The sequence below is a fragment of the Rhodococcus sp. Q1 genome, from assembly GCF_004153645.1.
GTDB classification, from domain to species: domain Bacteria; phylum Actinomycetota; class Actinomycetes; order Mycobacteriales; family Mycobacteriaceae; genus Rhodococcus; species Rhodococcus gordoniae.
On sequence record NZ_SDMJ01000004.1, the window covers coordinates 269,553 to 288,399 of the forward strand.

Genomic DNA, 18,847 nt, shown 5'->3' on the forward strand with positions numbered 1-18,847 from the left:
GCGGGTGGATCAGCTCGACGCAAGCCACCACGGATCGACCGCGACGGGCTTGGATATATCGATCCGTTGCCCCGGCATCGGCACCGCGGTGGTCACCTCCGACTCCCTCGCCGCGGGTAGCAGCCGGGCGACCGGTTCCGACCAGGCGTGGAAGGCGAGATCGAAGGTTCCCCAGTGCACGGGGACGAGCAGACTGTCGCGCCGGTCGACACCTCCGAGGTCGAGGTGCGTGCGCACCGCCTCCTCGGGATTCATGTGCACGTCGGGCCAGCGCTTGTCGTAGGCGCCGACGGGCAGCAGCGTGAGGTCGAACGGGCCGTAGGCTTCACCGACATCCGCGAACCGCGGGGTGTAGCCGCTGTCGCCGCCGAAGAACACCCGGCGCGTCGGTCCGGTGAACACCCACGACGACCACAGGGTGATGTTGCGCTGGAGACCGCGTCCGGAGAAGTGCCGGGCCTCGGTGCACGTGATGCGCAGCCCGTCCACCTCGACGTGCTCGTCCCAGTCGAGTTCGACGATGCGTTCCTCGGCGATCCGCCATCTGCGCAGGTGCGCGCCCACACCGAGCGGCACGACGAAGCGGGCGGTCGGTTGCAGCACGGCGAGACTCTCGACCGTGAACCTGTCGAGATGGTCGTAATGGTCGTGGGAGATCACCACCGCGTCGAGGCGCGGCAGGGTCTGCAACTCGGCCGGCACCGGGTGCAGGCGCGCCGGGCCGACGGTCGGTGACGGCGAGACCCGCTCGCTCCACACCGGGTCGCACAGCACCCGGTAACCGTCGACCTCCACAAGCGCACTCGAGTGCCCGAACCACGTCACGGCGAGCTCCGCCGCGTCGACCGGAGCGAGATAGGGCGACAACGGCACCTCGGCGCGAGGTCTCCCCCGCGATCCGCGAGTGAGCAGGTCCTTCGCGAAACCGCCCGCCTCCTCGGGGCCGAGCACGGACGCCGGATCGGTGTTGTGGAACCTACCGTCCCGGTAACGGGGCGACGCGGCGGCGTAGGGGCGGATGTCGGAGACCGAGGCGCCGAGGGAACCTGGCAGCCCGTTCACGGCGCGTGCGACCCACAGCGTGCCCGCGCCCGCGAGGGCGGCGGAGACCGCAGACCGGATGTTCATCGTCCGCGGAAGATCGGGTCGCGGCGCTCGGCACGAGCGAGCCGGGCTTCCTGGACGTCTTCGCTGAGCCACGCCGCGGCGAGCGCGGCGGTCTGCTCGGGGGTGGCCTCGTCGCGGGTGCCGTCGTCGTTGAGGAACAACTTCATCGCATGCAACGACAGCGGCGCGAGTTTCGCGATCTCGCCCGCCCATGCCTGAGCGTCGGCGAGGTCACCGATGCGGTTGGCGAGTCCGCGCGCGAGCGCTTCTTCGGCGTGGACGGGCTCGGCGGCGAGGAAGACGGAGCGCGCAGGACCTCCGCCGAGGAGCGAGGCGAGTCGCCGGACGGTCCAGCGATCGACCGAGATGCCCAGTCGTGCAGCGGGTACCGCGAAACGCCCGGTGGGAGCCACGACCCGGAGGTCTGCGGCCAGCGTGAGCTGGGTGCCGGCACCGATGGCGGGGCCGTTGACGGCCGCGATCACCGGGATCGGGGCTTCCACGATGGTGCGCAACATCTCGGCGAGGCTGTCGGTGAATCCTTCGGCGTAGACGTCGCCGGAGAGGTCGGCGCCGGCACAGAAGCTCGTGCCCCGTCCGGTGATCACCGTGACCCGCGCGTCGTCGGCCACGGCCTTCTCCACCGCTTCGCGGATCTCCACGCACAACTGCGTGTTGAGCGCGTTCCTGCGCTCCTCGCGTTGCAGTTCCACGGTCACGACGTCGCCGTCGCGGCTGATCCCGATCATGTGCGATCCCCATCCCTTCGTCACCGGACACCCCGCATCATTCCATCAGTTCGAGCGTGCACTGATCGCCTGATCCGATTTCGGTGGGTCCGGCCCCGCCGAGCGGGGGTGGAACCACCGACATCAGTGGAACCAGTCGAGGAGCCGGCCCCGCGACCAGCAGCGCGCCACCGCATCCACGCGTTGCCGAGACCCCCCGTACAGCGCGATGCCGACGATGCTGTGGCCGGAGGCAGGGCGATCGCCGAGTGTCGGGACCGACGGCGCGACGCCCACCCCCTCGGCCGACACCCACGCGACCGTTCGTCCCGCAGCGGCGGCCCGGAGTCGTTGCACGAACAGGGGACGCCGGGCGACGGGGAGACGCGACAGCGCCCAGGTCGTCGTCACGACGGGCAGAGCATCCTCGGGTACGGCCGCGATCGCTTCGGGCAGCAGGTCCACGATGTCGCCGCGGAACCGGAGGGGTGGATCCGCGGCGAACAGAACGTCCTCGCTGTCGGGCCTGTTGCGGGTCACCGCGACGCGCGCGACCACAGGAGGCATCGCCCGGCCCGGGACCGACCCGCCGTGGACGATCGAACAGTTCGCCTGCACAGAAGAATCCGGGTCGCCCAGGAACAGGCCGTCGCTGTAGGTGATGCCCACGCGGTCGACACACAGGTTCAGGGCTGCGGGGCGCCCCACATCGATCAGACCGATCGCGGTCGCTTCCGCGCGGTGGGCAGCCTCGGTGATCGCCGGGTGGAGCACCGCGTAGCGCCCCGTCTCGTCGGTGGCAGTTCTCCCTCGCGCCGTGCCGGCCATGTCTGCTCACTCCTCGTCGTCGGCACGTGGACGGCCGGGCCCGCGCATGCGGCCCACCTCGCGTGGCAGCCGGTCGGCATCGGCGAGGGCGCGCCGGAGCAGGAATTCGATCTGAGCGTTGGTGCTGCGCAACTCGTCGGCAGCCCACCGCGCGAGCGCGTCGTGGACTGCCGGGTCGAGGCGCAGCAACACCTTCTTACGTTCGGGCATGCCGCATGATCCCTACTGGTACAGCGATCCCGTGTTGAGGACGGGCTGAGCACTCTGGTCGCCGCACAATACGACGAGGAGGTTCGAGACCATCGCAGCTTTGCGTTCCTCGTCGAGTTCGACGGTGTGTTCGGCCTCGAGGCGGGCCAGTGCGGTTCCGACCATCGACACGGCACCCTTGACGATCTGCTCGCGGGCGGCGATGACGGCACCGGCCTGCTGGCGTCGCAGCATCGCCTGGGCGATCTCGGGCGCGTAGGCGAGCTGGTTGATGCGGGTCTCGATGACGCGGATACCGGCGGACTGCACGCGGTCGTGGACCTCGGCCGAGAGCTTGGTGGTGATCTCGTCGGCGTTCTGGCGCAGCGACATCACTTCCGGCGCACCGTCGTACGGGTAGGAGCCGGCGATGTGGCGGACCGCGGCCTCGGTCTGGACCGCGACGAACTCCTCGAAGTCGTCGACGTCGAAGACAGCCCGCGCGGTGTCCTCGACCTGCCACACGATCACCGCCGAGATCTCGATGGGGTTGCCGTCGGCGTCGTTGACCTTGGCCTTGCCGGTCTCGTGGTTGCGGATGCGTGTGGAGATCTTGCGCCGAGTGTTGAGCGGGTTCATCCAGCGCAGACCTGGTTCACGCAGGGTGCCGGTGTACGAACTGCCGAGGAGCTGGAGGACGCGCGCCTCGTTCGGTTCGACGAGGACGAGTCCGGCGAGCGACACGAGGGCGAGCACCGCGATCACAGCACCGACGACGATCAGGGGAACCGTCACCTCGACCGCTCCCCAGCCGATCAGCCCGGCGCCGACGGCGACCGCGACCAGAGCGGCGATCAGTACGGGCCAACCGTTGGACGAGGCGCCCGGCCGCTCGGTGGTGACGGACGATTGCACGACATTCATGTTCCTACCTCCCAGAGTCAAAGCGATATAAAAGTGATATCACATTTATTCGGTGGGCGACAGCGTTCGCTCCGCGCAGGGTCCGCGAGCGCGGCATGATGAAGGACAACGATCCGAGAGGGAGGCTCGTGATGGTCGCCGACGAGGCACTCGATGCTGCCGACACGCGCACCGCCGACGCGACACCGGTGGACATCGTCGTCATCGGCGCCGGACAGGCCGGCCTGTCGACCGCCTACTTCCTCACGCGATTCGGAGTCGCACCCGAGACCGGATTCGTCGTCCTCGACCGCTCGTTCGGCCCCGGCGGGGCATGGCAGGACCGCTGGCCGTCGCTCACCCTGAGCACCGTCAACGGCGTCCACGACCTGCCGGGCCTCGCGTTCGCGGACGTCGTCGACACCTCCGCGGGAGAAGTCCCGGCGGCCTCGGCGGTACCGCAGTACTACGCCGCCTACGAGAAGGAGTTCGACCTTCCCGTCCATCGCCCGACCACGGTCCGGGTCGTATGCGACCGCGGCGACCGGATGCGCGTGGAGACCGAGTCGACCGTCTACGCCGCCCGCGGCATCGTCAACGCGACCGGCACGTGGGAGCGGCCCTTCGTCCCGTGGTATCCGGGGGCCGCGCAGTTCACCGGGCGGCAACTGCACACCAAGGACTACCGGACGGCCGACGAGTTCACCGGACAGCACGTACTCGTCGTCGGCGGCGGCATCTCGGCGGTGCAACTCCTCGACGAGATCTCCCGCGTCACCGAGACCACCTGGGTGACACGTCGCGAACCCGCTTGGAGGGACGAACCTTTCACGTCCGCACGGGGTCACGCCGCCGTCGCGCTCGTCGAGGACCGGGTGCGGCGCGGACTGCCACCCGGATCGGTCGTCTCCGTCACCGGGCTCCCCCTCACCCCGGCGCTGCGCGCCGCACGCGAACGCGGTGCACTGGAGCGGTCGCCGATGTTCTCCGAAATCACGGAGACCGGTGTCCGGTGGAGCGACGGCCGAACCCTCGACGTCGACGTCATCCTGTGGTGCACCGGTTTCCGCAGTTCCCTCGACCACCTGGCTCCCCTGTCGTTGCGCAACTCCGGTGGCGGCATCACCATGGCCGGCCGCCTCGCGACCCGGGTCGCGAAGGATCCGCGCATCCACCTCGTCGGGTACGGTCCGTCCGCGTCCACGATCGGTGCGAACCGGGCCGGCCGCGCCGCCGCGCGCGAACTGCTCGACCATCTCACCGGCGAGGTACCGCAGCAGTGAGTGGGCGGGGCGGATCGGTACTGCTGGTCGCCCTCGCGACCACCGCCAGCCTCGTCGCCTCGTCGCCGGCCCTGGTCGACATCGCCCTTCCTCCCCCACCGCCGGCGCCGGCCGCACCTCCACCGACACCGCTGACGGCCGACGAGCTCGTCGCGCGTACCGTGCCGGTCGTCGTGACCATCGATGCGAGCGCGGGCTGGACCGGGATGACGGGCACCGGGATCGTGCTCACCCCCGACGGCACGGTCGTCACGAATCATCATGTGGTGAGCGGAGCCACCGACATCAGCGCGGTGAGCGGTGCCGACGGATCGATCTACGACGCGGAGGTTCTCGGTTACGACCGCGAACGCGATCTCGCCGTCCTGCAGCTCGGCACCGCGAGCGATCTCCCGGCCGCGACGATCGCCGACATCCTGCCGCCGGTGGGTTCCCGCGTCACAGCGTTCGGCAACTCGGAGGGTGGCGGAGTCGTCGTGGCCACCCCCGGCACCATCGTCGAGTTCGACCGCAACGTCGTGGTGCGCGATGCCACGAACGGGTCGCGACACCGTCTCACAGGGATGATCCGCACCGACGCCCCGATCCGCCCGGGCGATTCCGGTGGTCCCCTCGTCGACGACTACGGAACGGTCGTGGGCATCAACACCGCGGGTGCCGTGCAACGGAACACCGACACCTCGCCCGGGACGAGCCCCGAGGCGTATGCCGTGCCCATCGCCGAGGCGATCACGGTCGTCGAGCAGGTGCGCGCAGGCGTGAGCGAAGGATCGGTGCACGTGGGTCCCACGCCGCGGCTGGGCGCGAGCGTCACCACCGCTCGCAAGGACGGGCAGGATCTCGGTGTCGAGGTACTGTGGGTGTCCTACGGCAGTCCCGCCTACCGTGCCGGACTCGATGCCGGCGACGTCGTGGTGTCCTTCGACGGTGAGCCGGTCTCGTCGACCGCCGAACTCGAGCAACGACTGCTGCGGCGGCGTCCCGGCGATGTCGTGTCGATCGAGTGGACCACCGAGGGTGGCGAAAAGCGTTCCACCGAGATCGTTCTCGAATCCGGACCGGCACGCTGACGTCGCCGTTCACGAAAACCGGTTGATTCCCGGGCCGGCCGGCGAAGACACTCGACCTGGAGTCGCCTCGAGGTCGCAAGATCTCATCGGACCGCTCGACGACCGGGGAAAGACGATGAGCAACCACACCGCACCACCGACGCACAGGCGTCCACGCCTGGCGCGCGGGCCCGTGCGGCCGTTTGCCCACCCGCAGTACCGCCTGCTGGTCCTGGCGCTCGCGGCGGGACTGCTGTCCGTGGGTACCTGGCTCATCGCGGTGGTGTGGCAGGTCGTCGACATGGGTGGCGGTCCGGCCGAACTGTCCTCCGTCGCAGTCGGACCAGCGGTCGGCATGCTCCTCGTCGCGCTTGCCGGCGGTGTCCTCGCCGACCGGATTCCCCAGCGCACCCTGCTTCTCACGACGTACATCGCACGTGCGGTGCTGGTGGCGGTGAAGGCGGCACTCGCCGTCGGCGGATCGCTCACCTTCGGGCATCTCACCGTCGTGGGGTTCGCGCTGGGGCTGGCGAACGGCGTCCAGTTCCCGGCCTATTCGGCGTTGCTGCCCTCCATCGTCCCTCCGCAGGACCTGCTCGCTGCCAACGGCGTCGAGGGAGTGCTCCGGCCGACGCTCATGCAGGCGGCCGGCCCGGCGGCGGCGAGTGCTGTCGTGGCCGCCTCGTCCCCCGCAGTCGCGTTGTGCATGGTCGCGCTCCTCGAGGTGGCCGGGGCACTGTGCATTCTCGCGATGCGTCCGACCGCGGTCCGCCGGGCCGGTGCACGGACGGGCGGAGTCAGCGGTTTCCGTTCCGTCGTGGACGATCTCGCGGAAGGCGTGCGGTTCACCGTGCGCACTCCCTGGTTGCTCGGAACGCTCCTCTTCGGATCCGTCGCGGTCCTCTGTGTGCTGGGACCGATCGAGGTGCTCATCCCGTTCGCGATCCGCGAGTCGACCGGGGGTGGGCCATCCCAGCACGCGATGGTGATGGCGGGTTTCGGCGTCGGTGGCGCCGTCGGGTCGACGATCGTGGCGTCGCTCCGGTTGCCGAGACGCTATCTCACCGTCCCGCTCCTGATGTGGGGCCTGGGCTGCGTCCCCCTCGCCGTCATCGGGGTCTCCGGGTCGGTACCGATCATGATCGCCGCGGTGTTCGTCGTCGGCGCGCTGTTCAACGCCGGATCCGTCGTGTGGGGAACGCTGCTGCAACGGCGGGTGCCCGCGCACCTGCTCGGTCGGGTCTCGAGTCTCGACTTCTTCGTCTCGATCGTGTTCATGCCGCTGTCCATGGCCGTGGCCGGGCCGCTGGCCCTCACGGTCGGGCTCGCGCCGACCTTCGCGATCGCCGGGTCGGTGCCGGCCGTCGCCGCGGTGATCGTGATCGTCGCGGCCCGGACGCGGCGCGACGAGATCGACAATCCACTCGACGCCGTCCCGGTGGGCGACGGTGGGATCGTGCCCGCGGAGTGCGGCGGCTGAGGGGCCGCTCGTGGCCGGTACCGACCCGCGCCGGACCTCGGACTCGTCGCACCCGGGATACTCGGTGCGTGAGCGCAACACTTCGTATCAACGGCCTGTCGGCCTCCCGCGGGGAACGTGTCCTGTTCGACGGACTCGATCTCACCGTCGCACCCGGCGATGTGATCGGCCTGGTGGGGGCGAACGGCGCCGGAAAATCGACGCTGCTCACAACCCTCGCGGGGATGGGGGACGCCGACGTGACGGGCTCCGTGATACTCAGCCCGCCCGACGCCACCATCGGCTATCTCGCCCAGGAACCCGAACGGGTGCCGGGCGAGACGATCCTCGGTTTCCTCGCACGTCGCACGGGTGTCGCGGCGGCAGAACACGTCATGAACGCCGCTGCCGAGCGACTCGGCGACTCCGACGAGGACGAGTACACCCCGGCGCTCGAACGGTGGCTGGCGCTCGGCGGGGCCGACCTCGCCGAGCGCGCCGAGAAGGTGATCGACGACCTCGGCCTGGAAGCGGGCCTCGACGCTCCGATGACGGCGCTCTCCGGTGGCCAGGCCGCCCGCGCCGGGCTGGCGGCACTGCTGCTGTCGCGCTACGACGTCCTGCTGCTCGACGAGCCGACGAACGACCTCGATCTGGCCGGGCTCGAACGGCTCGAACGCTTCGTGGACGAGACACGCACGGCGTTGGTGGTCGTCAGCCACGACCGCGAATTCCTCGCGCGCACGGTGACGGGCATCGTCGAACTCGATCCCGTGCAGCAGCAGATCTCGGTGTACGAGGGCGGGTACGAGGCGTATCTCGTCGAGCGTGAGGTGGCGCGCCGGCACGCCCGTGAGCAGTTCGAGGAATACGCAGACACGAAGACCCAGCTCGAGGAACGCGCTCGGATGCAGCGGAACTGGCTCGAGCACGGTGTGCGCAACGCACGTCGCAAGTCCAAGGACAACGACAAGATCGGACGCAAGCACCGCGCGGAGGCCACCGAGAAGCAGGCGGCGAAGGCCCGGCAGACACAGCGGCGCATCGAGCGACTCGACGTCGTCGAGGAGCCGCGCAAGGAATGGGAACTGCGCATGTCCATCGCCGCCGCCCCACGCAGCGGCACAGTGGTCGCGACCCTCGACGATGCCGTCGTCCGGCGGGGCGACTTCGTCCTCGGCCCGATCACCACGCAGGTCGAGTGGGGCGACCGCATCGTCGTCACCGGCCCGAACGGGGCCGGGAAATCCACGTTGCTGCGATTGCTGCTCGGCACCGTCGCACCGGATTCCGGGCGCGCATCGCTGGGGTCGGGTGTGCTGGTCGGCGAGATCGATCAGGCCCGCAGCCTGTTCGAGGGCGACGAACCGCTCGTCGAGGCGTTCGGACGCAACGTGCCCGAGTGGCCGGACGCCGACGTGCGGACCCTGCTGGCGAAGTTCGCCCTCAAGGGGCACCACGTCCTGCGGACGGCGTCGTCGCTGTCGCCGGGCGAACGCACCCGCGCCGGGCTCGCGCTGCTGCAGGCCCGCGGTGTCAATCTGCTGGTGCTGGACGAACCGACCAACCACCTCGATCTGCCGGCGATCGAGCAACTCGAGCAGGCCGTCGACAGTTTCGAGGGCACTCTGCTGCTGATCACGCACGATCGCCGCATGCTGGAGACCACGCGGACCACGCGTCGATGGATGCTCGACGGCGGGACGCTGAGTGAGGAGTTGCTGTAGATGGGTGGAAGCGTGCGGGTGGACAGTTGGACGTGGTCGGTCCGGTTGTTCAAGACCCGGTCCGCCGCGGCGAGTGCGTGCCGCGCCGGGCACGTCCGGGTCGATGGTGCGACGGCCAAACCGTCGACACCGGTGACGCTCGGCGCCGAGGTCCGTGTGCGTGCCCACGGCACGGAGAAGATCGTCGAGGTCACCCAGCTCGTGAACAAGCGGGTGGGCGCACCGATCGCCGCCACCGCCTACATCGATCACAGTCCCCCGCCTCCGCCGAAGGAGATCCTCGCCGCGCTTCCCCGCCGGGACCGCGGAGCGGGTCGCCCGACGAAGAAGGAGCGCCGCGAGCTCGATCGGCTCCGCGGAGTCGACGACGACTGAACAACCCACTGAGCAGGGAGTCGTCTACAGCAGTTGACAAATCGTTGTGTTTTTCTAACACTTTGTTCCATGAGTCCGGTACGCCGTGGGGAAACACTTCCCATCTACAACCGCATCCGCGTCCTGCGCGCGGAGCGTGGCATGAGCCGCGCACAACTGGCCGCGCTCATCGACGTGAACCCGCAGACCGTCGGCGCACTCGAACGCGGCGACCACTATCCGAGTCTCGATCTCGCCTTCCGCATCTGCGACGTGTTCGGACTGCCGGTCGAAGCCGTCTTCTCCCGCACCGAGTTCACGCCGTTGTCGACGGAGCTGTACAAGCCTCGGAAGGAGGCCTGATGACCACCGAATCGCTGCTCGACCGCTACGAGGACTACCGCACCCGCCGGTTCTTGAAGAACGAGGAGATCACCGCGGGATGGATGCCGAACTGGCGCACCCGACGCCGCCGCCGCATCCTCGCCGGCGCGGTCGTGGCATTGATCGCGCTGATGTTCGTCACCGCGATCGCGTCGTACTTCACGATGCGGGCGGCGATCGCCTGGTTGCCGGTCGTGCTGGTCTTCCTGCCCACGTGGACGTGCCTGCAGATCGTGTCGGGACGTCAATCCGACGCTCCGCGTCACGCGCTCGACGAACGTGAGATCGCCGAGCGCAACAGCGCCCGTTCGATCGGCCTGTCCGTGGCGCAGGGGCTGCTGATGCTGCCGATCTTCGCGCTGCTGTGGAGCGCCTCGATCGCATCGATCGACTATCGGGCACTCGCCTACTCGGCAGGCGGATTCGCTCTCGCCTCGATACTGTTCAGCGGTTGCCTGCCCGCTGTTCTGCTCGCCTGGACCCGCCCCGACGACGACCCGGAGGACGTGCTGTGACACTGACGATCGACACTCTCTCGAAACGCTACGGCGACAAGATCGCCCTCGACGGCGTGAGCTTCGAAGTCCGCCCCGGTGAGTTGTTCGGCTTCGTCGGCAGCAACGGAGCGGGCAAGACCACCACCATGCGGATCGCGCTCGGCGTCCTGGCCGCCGACGCCGGCGAGGTCCGCATCGACGGGCGGCCCGTCGACCTCGAGATGCGCCGCAACATCGGGTACATGCCCGAGGAACGCGGCCTGTACCCGAAGATGAAGGTCGGCAAGCAACTGGCCTATCTCGCTCGGCTGCACGGACTCTCGAAAACGGAGGCGACGGAGGCGGTGCAGCGGTGGACCGAGCGGCTCGGCATCGCCGAACGCCTCGGCGACACCGTCGACGCCCTGTCGCTCGGCAACCAGCAGCGCGTGCAGCTCGCCGCCGCCCTCGTGCACGACCCGAAGGTGCTCGTGCTCGACGAGCCGTTCTCCGGACTCGACCCGGTGGCCGTGGACGTCATGAGCGACGTCCTCGTGGAGAAGGCGAAAGAGGGTGTGCCGGTGGTGTTCTCGAGTCACCAGCTCGACCTGGTCCAGCGCCTGTGCGACCGGGTGGGCATCATCGGCGCGGGCAGGATGCGCGCCGTCGGCACCGTCGACGACCTGCGCGCCGGCGGCGACGCGCTTCTCGTCGTCCACGCGCCGCACGCACCCCGCGGCTGGGCGGACGGTCTGCCGGGAGTCACCCACGCCGAGTACGAGGACGAGCGCACCGTGCTCACCGTCACCCCCGGCGCCGACGACCAGCTGATCCTCAAGGCCGCCCTGGCCACCGGCCCCGTCCACGAGTTCTCACTCCGGCGCCCGTCCCTGACCGAGCTGTTCCGAGAGGTGGTGTCCGCATGAGCGCCCCGTTGAGCAACGCCCGAGCGGTCGGTCTCGTCGCGTCGCGCGAGTTCGTCACGCAGGTCCGGAAGAAGAGCTTCCTGATCAGCAACGCGATCATCCTCGTCGCGATCGTCGTCGGCATCGTCGCCACCTCGATCCTGTCCGGCGGCGGCGAGGATCGACCCACCGTCGGAGTCGTGGGTGCACCCGCTCTGCAGACGACGATCGAGTCGCTCGGTGAGACCGTCGGCACCCCGCTCGAGGTCTCCGAGGTTCCGGATGCCGCCACCGCGCGCGACCGGGTGTCCTCCGGCGATCTCGACGTCGCCCTCGTGCCCGGCGACGGTGCGTCCGTCACGGCGATCACCGAATCGGAACTCGACACCGACGTCCGGGCTGTCGTCGAGGCCGCGGTCGTGCAGCAGGCCCAGGTCGCCGCACTGACCGATCGCGGTGTCGATCCCGCTGCGGTCGCGGCCGACGTGGCCGCGGCGACCGTGACCGTCGACGCCCTCGACCCGCCGGATCCCGAACAGGGACAACGCATCATCCTCTCGATCATCGCCGTGGTCCTGCTGTACATGCAGATCCTGATGTTCGGCATGTACGTCGCGATGGGTGTCGTCGAGGAGAAGTCGTCGCGGGTCGTCGAACTGCTGCTGTCGACCCTGCGGCCGCTGCAGTTGCTGTGGGGCAAGATCCTCGGCATCGGCGCGGTGGGGCTCCTGCAGCTCACCGCCTACGGCGCGGTCGGTGTCGGCACCGCACTCGCCACCGGCACCCTCACGATCACCGGCACCGCCCTCGGGGTTCTCGCCGGCACCCTCGGCTGGTTCGTCCTCGGTTTCGCGTTCTTCGCCGTGCTCTACGCGGCGGCGGGGTCGATGGTGTCTCGGCAGGAGGACGTCAACTCCACCTCGGGCCCGCTGGTGTTCCTCATCCTTGCGATGTTCTTCGCGGCCTTCTCGTCGGTCGACGACCCCGAGGCCGGATGGAGCACCACGCTGAGCTGGATCCCGCCGTTCTCGGCGATCCTCATGCCCCTGCGCATCGCCGCGGGTGTTGCCACGCCGGTGCAGATCGTCGGCACCATCGTGCTCATGGTGATCGCCATCGGAGTGCTCAGCGTGATCGCCGCGCGCATCTACCAACGGTCGATCCTGCGCATCGGCCGGACGGTCACGTGGAAGGAAGCGCTCGGCCGATAGCCGATCCCGCTTCGAGGGGGAGAATATGTGCGGTTTCTCGCAAGACGCCGCACATATTCTCCCCCTCGTTCGCGTCGGTATAGGTTGACCTTCGACCGACGAGGACAGGTGGAGGCAACGTGGCCGGTGGCAGGATCTCGGCGCAGGAGTTCATCGACAAGGTGCTCGACCCGGGCAGTTTCGCCTCCTGGGACGTTCCGCCCATCGACGTCGGGGCCGGTGAGAAGTACCTCGCCGATCTGGGCAGGGCCGCCGAGAAGTCGGGCGTCGACGAATCCGTGCTCACCGGTTCGGGCACCGTCCACGGCCGGCGCGTCGCGCTGATCGTGTGCGAATTCTCCTTCCTCGCAGGCTCTATCGGTGTCGCCGCCGCCGAACGTATCGTTGCCGCCGTCGAACGCGCGACGGCCGAGGGACTGCCCCTGCTCGCGTCCCCCACCTCGGGCGGCACCCGCATGCAGGAAGGCACCCTCGCCTTCGTGCAGATGGTGAAGATCGCCGCCGCCGTCGCTGCCCACAAGGCCGCCCATCTCGGCTATCTCGTGTACCTGCGCAATCCGACGACCGGTGGCGTGTTCGCGTCGTGGGGGTCGCTCGGGCACGTCACCGCCGCCGAACCCGGCGCGCTCGTCGGTTTCCTCGGCCCGCGCGTCTACAAGGCGCTCTATCAGGAGGACTTCCCGGAAGACGTGCAGACGGCGGAGAACCTGTACCGCAAGGGCGTGATCGACGGGGTCGTGCCCCTCGGCGGTGTGCGGCAGGTGGTGCACCGGCTGCTGCGCGTGCTGGTCGAGCCGAACCGGCCCGAGGTGGCAGCGAGTCCGGCGATCACCGCCGTCGACGACGTCCCCGACATCCCGGCCTGGCAGTCGGTGATGCTCAGCCGACGTCCCGAACGACCCGGCATCCGGCAATTGCTGCGGCACGCCGCCTCCGCACAGGTACCCCTGTCCGGAACGGGGCAGGGCGAGTCCGACCGCACCGTGCTGCTCTCGCTCGCCCGGTTCCGCGGCGTCTCGTGCGTGATGTTCGGCCAGGACCGCGCGGGACAGTCGCCCGAACGCACGATGGGGCCGGGTGCGCTGCGCGAAGCCCGGCGCGCGATGCGGCTGGCGGACGAACTGCGCCTGCCGCTGGTGCTCGTCATCGACACCCTGGGCGCCTCGCTGTCGAAGGAGGCCGAGGAGCGCGGGCTGGCACCCGAGATCGCCCGCTGCCTCGCCGATCTCGTCACTCTGCCCACCCCGACGGTGTCGGTGCTGCTCGGCCAGGGCACCGGAGGAGGTGCGCTCGCCCTGCTGCCCGCCGACCGGGTGTTGTGCGCGCAGCACGGCTGGCTCGCACCGCTCCCACCCGAAGGTGCCAGCGCCATCGTGCACCGCGACACCACCCACGCCCCGGGGATGGCGCAGGATCAAGGGATCCGCTCCCGCGACCTGCTGCGCAACGGTGTGGTCGACGCGGTCGTCCCCGAGCACCCCGACGCCACCGAGGAACCCGTCTCGTTCGTCAAGCGGGTCGGCGCGGCGGTCGCGCGCGAACTCGCCGTCCTCACCGACGAACCCGCGGAGGAACGGTACCGGCGACGGATCGAGCGGTATCGGAAGCTCGGCGTGCCCTCCTGACCCGGCGCGATCCGGATCAGCTCGAACCCGCCACCGCTCCACCCGCAGCGATGGCCGTCATCATCGCCGCGTTGACCGATGCGACGGCGTCGCGCACCGCCTCGGCCGCCCACTCGCCCTGCGCGATCTCCTTCGCCCGCTTCTTCACCGCCCGCTTGTCGGCGTCCGGGAACACCTTCGGCGCCGCATCCGCCGCCGACAGCAGCGCGATCAGGGCCGCGGTGCGTGGGTCCGGGGTCAGGCCGTCGATCAACGCCGTGCGGATCGGGCCACGGACGCGCTCCTCGTGGCCGGAATCGCTCGCGGGCCACTTCGTCGTCGGAAAGACACCGAGTATCTTCCCCCGCTCCTCCGAGACCGAGCCCTGCTCGACGACCCGTGCGAGAAGCTTCTCCTGGAGGCCCTTCTGCAGCTTCTCGATGGCCACCGTCGGCTTCACCGGCCTGCCCGAGCGGAGCCGTTCGACCGCCTCGGCGAGGATCGGGTCGGCGGGTCGCGCCTCGGTGCGTATCACGATCCGCCCCTTTCTCACCTGTTTCCCCTCGGTGTCGACCGCCACCACGTCGTCGAGGGCGAGTTCGACGAGCACCGCACCCGCGAGAACACGGGGCAACTTCACTCCGTCGACGAGCGGCTTCCCCGATTCGTCGTCGAGCAGCAGGAGCAGAAGGTCTTCCGCTATCGAGGTCATGCGAGTCAGGGTAGGCACTTCGCCCGCTCGTCGCGCGATCGTGTCCGTCCGACGCAGACACGAGGTCGCCCCCACCGCAGGTCCCATAGAGTGGTTCGGTCCACAACTACCGTCGAGGAAGGACACAAGCGATGGGCTCGTACGAGGAGGCGTTCCGCCGGAGCACCGAGGATCCCGAGGGATTCTGGCTCGAGGCCGCCCAGGCGGTCGAGTGGGAGAGCGCGCCGACGCGAGCTCTCGACGACTCGGCGGCACCGTCGTACAGGTGGTTCCCGGACGGCACCCTGAACACCAGCGTCAACGCGCTCGACCGGCACGTGCGCGCGGGGCACGGCGACCGCCCGGCGCTGATCTGGGATTCGGCGATGGTCCCCGCGAAGCGCACCTACACCTACGCAGAGCTGCTCGACGAAGTCGCGACGTTCGCCGGGGTGCTGCGCGACCAGGGTGTCGTGGCCGGCGACCGCGTGATCGTCTACATGCCGATGATCCCCGAGGCCGCGATCGCGATGCTCGCCTGCGCCCGTATCGGGGCGGTGCACTCGGTGGTCTTCGGTGGGTTCGCCGCGAAGGAACTCGCGACCCGCATCGACGACGCGAAGCCGGTCGTGCTGGTCACGGCCTCCGGCGGTCTCGAACCGGGCCGCACCATCGAGTACCTGCCGATCGTCGAGCAGGCGATCGGTCTGTCGCCGACGCCGCCGCACACCGTGATCGTCAAGGATCGTGAGCAGATCCCCGGTTCGGCGGCCGACTACCAGACCTCCTCCGCGGCGTGGTTCGACTGGGACGAACTCTGCGCCGACGCCGCTCCCGCCGAGCCCGTGACGGTCGCGGCGACCGACCCGCTCTACATCCTCTACACCTCCGGCACCACCGGGAAGCCCAAGGGCGTGGTGCGCGACAACGGCGGGCACGCCGTAGCTCTGACCTGGTCGATGCACAACATCTACGACATCGACCCGGGCGACGTGTGGTGGACCGCCTCCGATGTGGGCTGGGTGGTCGGCCACTCCTACATCGTCTACGGTCCGCTGCTGGTGGGCGCGACGACGGTGATGTACGAGGGCAAGCCCGTCGGCACACCCGATGCGGGCGCGTTCTGGCGGATCATCGCCGAGAACGGCGTCAAGGCGTTGTTCACCGCCCCCACCGCGATTCGCGCGGTGCGCAAGGCGGATCCGAATGCCGAGGAGCTGAAGAAGTACCCCATCGACTCGTTGCGGACGCTCTTCGCCGCCGGTGAACGCCTCGACCCCGACACCTACTACTGGGCGACGAAGGTGCTCGACCGTCCGGTGGTCGACCACTGGTGGCAGACCGAGACGGGCTGGGCGATCGCCGCCAATCTGCGCGGCCTCGAGGCGATGCCGCTCAAGGCCGGCTCCCCGACCGTCCCGGTTCCGGGATACCGGGTCGAGATCGTCGACGGCGAGGGCAGGCTCGTCGATCCGAACACCGAGGGCAACATCGTCGTCCGGCTGCCGTTGCCGCCGGGCACCCTGGCCGGCCTGTGGCAGGACGAGGATCGTTACCGCCGCTCGTACCTCGACACATTCCCCGGTTACTACCTCACCGGCGATTCCGGGTACATCGACGAGGACGGCTACGTCTTCGTCCTCGGCCGCTCCGACGACGTGATCAACGTTGCCGGGCACAGGCTCTCGACCGGCAGCATGGAGGCCGTGGTGGCCGGACATCCTGCCGTCGCCGAATGCGCGGTGGTGGGCATCCGCGACGAACTCAAGGGTCAGCGCCCGTCGGGTTATGTAGTGCTCAAGGCGGGCGTGGAGATCGATCCCGAGACCCTGCGCCGAGAGCTCGTCGCGATGGTCCGCGACCAGATCGGCGCGGTCGCGACCTTCCGCGATGTGACGGTGGTCCAGGCTCTCCCGAAGACACGCTCCGGCAAGATCCTGCGCAAGACGATGCGGCAGATCGCCGACCACGAGGAGTACACCGTGCCGTCGACGATCGAGGATCCGGCGGTGCTCGACGCGCTGAAGCAGCAACTCGGCGGCTGACGGCACGCCACGGAGGGTGTACACGGCAGCGGACGGATACCCGGTGCAGAGCACGAGTATCCGTCCGCCGGGGTACGCCTACGTCACCTGCGTCGTCGGCGTCTCACGATCCACAGGACGATCACCGCTGCGAGCATTCCCCCGGCCGCCGCCATCAGGTCGGGCCGGGTGCGCACCACCTCCGCCCGTTCGGCTGCGGACTGCTTGATCCTCGTGGGCACGTCGAGTCTGTCGGTGAGTTCGCCGACGGTCGCGGCGAGTTCTGCCCGTTGACGTTCGATGTCGGCCACGTCCTCCGGACGCCCATCGTTGTCGGATGCGGTCACTTCGTTGCTCCCTTCGCGGCGTCGATGTCGGCGCGGACACTGGCAACCGTGCGTTCCGGTACGGGGGGTGCGGCGTTCTTCGCCTTCGAGGCACCGACCGCCGCGAGGATGCCTCCGACGACGAGCACCACGAGCGCGACGATGAGGGCGGCGAGCCACGGCTCGACGGCCGTGGCGAGGCCGAGCACGGCTGTCGCGATCAGCGTCGCCAGTCCCAGGAACAGCAGGATCGCTCCCGCACCCGAGATACCCACGCCCACACCGATACGGGTGCCCTTGGACTTGACCTCCTCGAGCGCGTGGGAGACCTCGGTCCGGACCAGGGTCGACACCTGTTCGGTGAGCCGCTCGGTGAGTTCGACCGTGGACAGGTTCTTCGGTTGTTCGGCCACGGGACGCGCATTGCCGCCGGGCGTCGTCATCGCGGACTCCTTTCTGTCGAGGGTCGGGTAGGGTCCACGGAGTCGGTCGCCTCCTCGGAGGAGTTGTCCACGCTGTGGGCTTCACGCAGTTTCCGCCCGTGCTCGACGAGTTCCTCGAGCTTGGCGGCGTTCTTCTCGCTCGCGCGTGAATCACGTTCGGGCAGTTGCAGTGTCTTCTCGGCGGGCATACCGGCCTGCAGCTGGCGGCCTCGCTCCATCTCGGCGTCGAACTCGGCACCGAACAACAGGGCCAGGTTGGTGATCCACAACCACAGCAAGAAGATCACTGCGCCGGCGAGGGATCCGTAGGTCTTGTTGTAGCTGCCGAAATTCGAGACGTAGAAGGCGAATCCCACCGAGGCCACGATCCACACCAGGATCGCGATGAGTGATCCGAGGCTGACCCAGCGGAATTTCGGCTGGGACACATTGGGTGTCGCGTAGTACAGCACAGCGACGATCATCACCACCAGCGCGAGCATCACGGGCCACTTGACGATGTTCCACACCGTCACAGCGGTGTCGCCGAGGCCGATGACGTCGCCGATCGTCCGTGCCACCGGACCACTGATCACGAGCATCAGGGCGGTGGCGCCCGCGGCCACCAGGGCCACTGCGGTGATCAGCAGCATCAGCGGACGCAGTTTCCAGACGGGCCGCCCCTCTTCGATCTCGTAGATCCGGTTCATGGCGCGGCCGAAGGCGCCGACATATCCCGATGCCGACCACAGTGCGCCGAGAATACCGACGACCAGGGCGAATCCGGCTGTCGGTGCGGCGACGAGCTGTTCGATCGGTCCTCGGAGCGTATCGACGGCGGAGGACGGACCGAGATCCTCGACCATGCCGAGCACGGCATCCACCGTCGTCTGCCCCTGGCCGAACACACCGAGCAACGAGACCACGACGAGCAGGGCCGGGAACAGCGACAGGACGGCGTAGTAGGTCAGCGCGGCGGCGAGATCGGTGCACTGATCCCGACTGAACTCTCGAATCGTCCTGCGCAGCACATACTTCCACGACGGTTTGGACAAATCGGTCGGAGAGTCGGGTTTGCGCGGATCGTCGGGTGCGAGGGTGGCACCCGATGACCCGTCACGTCTGTGCTCGGCATCCATACTGCGGCGGATACCCGCGGTCGCACACGGACCAAACT

At 69.1% G+C, this 18,847-nt stretch carries 20 protein-coding genes; 11 read left to right on the forward strand and 9 right to left on the reverse strand.

Features of this window, described 5'->3' with window-relative positions; all coding sequences use genetic code 11:
- Window positions 1-9: 9 nt before the first annotated feature.
- The 5 genes from EQ874_RS13515 to EQ874_RS13535 form a co-directional block, all read right to left on the reverse strand.
- Window positions 10-1,128, reverse strand: coding sequence for an MBL fold metallo-hydrolase (locus EQ874_RS13515; RefSeq protein WP_129977090.1), 1,119 nt, complete (start codon window positions 1,126-1,128; stop codon window positions 10-12).
- Window positions 1,125-1,856 carry an enoyl-CoA hydratase gene (locus EQ874_RS13520; protein ID WP_129977091.1) on the reverse strand — a complete coding sequence of 244 codons (732 nt, stop codon included), beginning with the start codon at window positions 1,854-1,856 and terminating at the stop codon, window positions 1,125-1,127. Before EQ874_RS13520 ends, EQ874_RS13515 begins: the two co-directional genes overlap by 4 nt.
- Window positions 1,857-1,979: 123 nt before the next feature.
- Window positions 1,980-2,663 carry a DUF2332 family protein gene (locus EQ874_RS13525; protein WP_129977092.1) on the reverse strand — a complete coding sequence of 228 codons (684 nt, stop codon included), beginning with the start codon at window positions 2,661-2,663 and terminating at the stop codon, window positions 1,980-1,982.
- 6 nt (window positions 2,664-2,669) lie between these two features.
- Complete coding sequence (locus tag EQ874_RS13530; protein WP_016933661.1) at window positions 2,670-2,873, reverse strand: hypothetical protein; 204 nt, start codon at window positions 2,871-2,873, stop codon at window positions 2,670-2,672.
- A gap of 12 nt (window positions 2,874-2,885) precedes the next feature.
- A complete protein-coding gene (locus tag EQ874_RS13535; RefSeq protein WP_129977093.1) occupies window positions 2,886-3,776 on the reverse strand; it encodes an SPFH domain-containing protein in 891 nt (296 codons plus the stop codon).
- Window positions 3,777-3,907: 131 nt separating this feature from the next.
- Here EQ874_RS13535 and EQ874_RS13540 point away from each other — a divergent pair, with 131 nt between their 5' ends.
- From EQ874_RS13540 to EQ874_RS13585, 10 genes are all read left to right on the forward strand, one after another.
- On the forward strand, window positions 3,908-5,038 hold the full coding sequence (locus tag EQ874_RS13540; RefSeq protein ID WP_129977094.1) for an NAD(P)-binding domain-containing protein: 1,131 nt from the start codon (window positions 3,908-3,910) through the stop codon (window positions 5,036-5,038).
- Complete coding sequence (locus tag EQ874_RS13545) at window positions 5,035-6,108, forward strand: trypsin-like peptidase domain-containing protein (RefSeq protein ID WP_129977095.1); 1,074 nt, start codon at window positions 5,035-5,037, stop codon at window positions 6,106-6,108. The genes EQ874_RS13540 and EQ874_RS13545 overlap by 4 nt, the downstream gene beginning before the upstream one ends.
- A 115-nt stretch (window positions 6,109-6,223) precedes the next feature.
- Window positions 6,224-7,567: an MFS transporter gene (locus EQ874_RS13550; protein ID WP_129977096.1), complete on the forward strand. Its 1,344-nt coding sequence runs from the start codon at window positions 6,224-6,226 to the stop codon at window positions 7,565-7,567.
- Window positions 7,568-7,635: 68 nt separating this feature from the next.
- Complete coding sequence (locus EQ874_RS13555; RefSeq protein ID WP_064064758.1) at window positions 7,636-9,273, forward strand: ABC-F family ATP-binding cassette domain-containing protein; 1,638 nt, start codon at window positions 7,636-7,638, stop codon at window positions 9,271-9,273.
- On the forward strand, window positions 9,274-9,648 hold the full coding sequence (locus EQ874_RS13560; protein WP_129977097.1) for a S4 domain-containing protein: 375 nt from the start codon (window positions 9,274-9,276) through the stop codon (window positions 9,646-9,648).
- A 69-nt stretch (window positions 9,649-9,717) separates the two neighbouring features.
- Window positions 9,718-9,990, forward strand: coding sequence for a helix-turn-helix transcriptional regulator (locus EQ874_RS13565; protein ID WP_016934131.1), 273 nt, complete (start codon window positions 9,718-9,720; stop codon window positions 9,988-9,990).
- Window positions 9,990-10,526, forward strand: a complete 537-nt coding sequence (locus tag EQ874_RS13570) for a hypothetical protein (RefSeq protein ID WP_129977098.1) — start codon at window positions 9,990-9,992, stop codon at window positions 10,524-10,526. The genes EQ874_RS13565 and EQ874_RS13570 overlap by 1 nt, the downstream gene beginning before the upstream one ends.
- The gene (locus tag EQ874_RS13575) at window positions 10,523-11,413 is read left to right on the forward strand and encodes an ATP-binding cassette domain-containing protein (RefSeq protein ID WP_129977099.1); all 891 of its coding nucleotides are present in this window, start codon (window positions 10,523-10,525) and stop codon (window positions 11,411-11,413) included. The genes EQ874_RS13570 and EQ874_RS13575 overlap by 4 nt, the downstream gene beginning before the upstream one ends.
- Entirely contained in the window at window positions 11,410-12,603 is a 1,194-nt protein-coding gene (locus tag EQ874_RS13580) for an ABC transporter permease (RefSeq protein WP_129977100.1), read from the forward strand. Before EQ874_RS13575 ends, EQ874_RS13580 begins: the two co-directional genes overlap by 4 nt.
- A gap of 119 nt (window positions 12,604-12,722) precedes the next feature.
- Entirely contained in the window at window positions 12,723-14,228 is a 1,506-nt protein-coding gene (locus EQ874_RS13585) for a carboxyl transferase domain-containing protein (RefSeq protein WP_129977101.1), read from the forward strand.
- Between the two features lie 16 nt (window positions 14,229-14,244).
- Here EQ874_RS13585 and EQ874_RS13590 read toward each other — a convergent pair whose 3' ends face one another.
- Window positions 14,245-14,919 carry a GPP34 family phosphoprotein gene (locus tag EQ874_RS13590; RefSeq protein ID WP_129977102.1) on the reverse strand — a complete coding sequence of 225 codons (675 nt, stop codon included), beginning with the start codon at window positions 14,917-14,919 and terminating at the stop codon, window positions 14,245-14,247.
- 131 nt (window positions 14,920-15,050) lie between these two features.
- Between EQ874_RS13590 and EQ874_RS13595 the strand changes: the two genes are divergently transcribed.
- Window positions 15,051-16,943, forward strand: a complete 1,893-nt coding sequence (locus EQ874_RS13595; RefSeq protein ID WP_129977103.1) for a propionyl-CoA synthetase — start codon at window positions 15,051-15,053, stop codon at window positions 16,941-16,943.
- An 83-nt stretch (window positions 16,944-17,026) separates the two neighbouring features.
- Here EQ874_RS13595 and EQ874_RS13600 read toward each other — a convergent pair whose 3' ends face one another.
- Genes EQ874_RS13600 through EQ874_RS13610 form a run of 3 tightly spaced genes read right to left on the reverse strand, consistent with a single transcriptional unit; the run spans window position 17,027 to window position 18,809 of the window.
- Window positions 17,027-17,269 (reverse strand): DUF3618 domain-containing protein, encoded by a 243-nt coding sequence (locus tag EQ874_RS13600; protein WP_129977104.1) that lies wholly within the window; start codon window positions 17,267-17,269, stop codon window positions 17,027-17,029.
- A complete protein-coding gene (locus EQ874_RS13605; protein ID WP_129977105.1) occupies window positions 17,266-17,691 on the reverse strand; it encodes a phage holin family protein in 426 nt (141 codons plus the stop codon). The genes EQ874_RS13600 and EQ874_RS13605 overlap by 4 nt, the downstream gene beginning before the upstream one ends.
- Entirely contained in the window at window positions 17,688-18,809 is a 1,122-nt protein-coding gene (locus EQ874_RS13610; protein WP_129977106.1) for a YihY/virulence factor BrkB family protein, read from the reverse strand. The genes EQ874_RS13605 and EQ874_RS13610 overlap by 4 nt, the downstream gene beginning before the upstream one ends.
- Between the last annotated feature and the right edge of the window lie 38 nt (window positions 18,810-18,847).

Bases quoted from the DNA above. Each gene is read 5' to 3' on its own strand.
- EQ874_RS13565 (WP_016934131.1), top strand. From the start codon at position 9,718: ATGAGTCCGGTACGCCGTGGGGAAACACTTCCCATCTACAACCGCATC.
- EQ874_RS13535 (WP_129977093.1), bottom strand. From the start codon at position 3,776: ATGAATGTCGTGCAATCGTCCGTCACCACCGAGCGGCCGGGCGCCTCG.
- EQ874_RS13590 (WP_129977102.1), bottom strand. From the start codon at position 14,919: ATGACCTCGATAGCGGAAGACCTTCTGCTCCTGCTGCTCGACGACGAA.
- EQ874_RS13610 (WP_129977106.1), bottom strand. From the start codon at position 18,809: ATGGATGCCGAGCACAGACGTGACGGGTCATCGGGTGCCACCCTCGCA.
- EQ874_RS13515 (WP_129977090.1), bottom strand. From the start codon at position 1,128: ATGAACATCCGGTCTGCGGTCTCCGCCGCCCTCGCGGGCGCGGGCACG.
- EQ874_RS13530 (WP_016933661.1), bottom strand. From the start codon at position 2,873: ATGCCCGAACGTAAGAAGGTGTTGCTGCGCCTCGACCCGGCAGTCCAC.
- EQ874_RS13550 (WP_129977096.1), top strand. From the start codon at position 6,224: ATGAGCAACCACACCGCACCACCGACGCACAGGCGTCCACGCCTGGCG.
- EQ874_RS13580 (WP_129977100.1), top strand. From the start codon at position 11,410: ATGAGCGCCCCGTTGAGCAACGCCCGAGCGGTCGGTCTCGTCGCGTCG.
- EQ874_RS13560 (WP_129977097.1), top strand. From the start codon at position 9,274: ATGGGTGGAAGCGTGCGGGTGGACAGTTGGACGTGGTCGGTCCGGTTG.
- EQ874_RS13570 (WP_129977098.1), top strand. From the start codon at position 9,990: ATGACCACCGAATCGCTGCTCGACCGCTACGAGGACTACCGCACCCGC.
- EQ874_RS13520 (WP_129977091.1), bottom strand. From the start codon at position 1,856: ATGATCGGGATCAGCCGCGACGGCGACGTCGTGACCGTGGAACTGCAA.
- EQ874_RS13525 (WP_129977092.1), bottom strand. From the start codon at position 2,663: ATGGCCGGCACGGCGCGAGGGAGAACTGCCACCGACGAGACGGGGCGC.
- EQ874_RS13595 (WP_129977103.1), top strand. From the start codon at position 15,051: ATGGGCTCGTACGAGGAGGCGTTCCGCCGGAGCACCGAGGATCCCGAG.
- EQ874_RS13605 (WP_129977105.1), bottom strand. From the start codon at position 17,691: ATGACGACGCCCGGCGGCAATGCGCGTCCCGTGGCCGAACAACCGAAG.
- EQ874_RS13540 (WP_129977094.1), top strand. From the start codon at position 3,908: ATGGTCGCCGACGAGGCACTCGATGCTGCCGACACGCGCACCGCCGAC.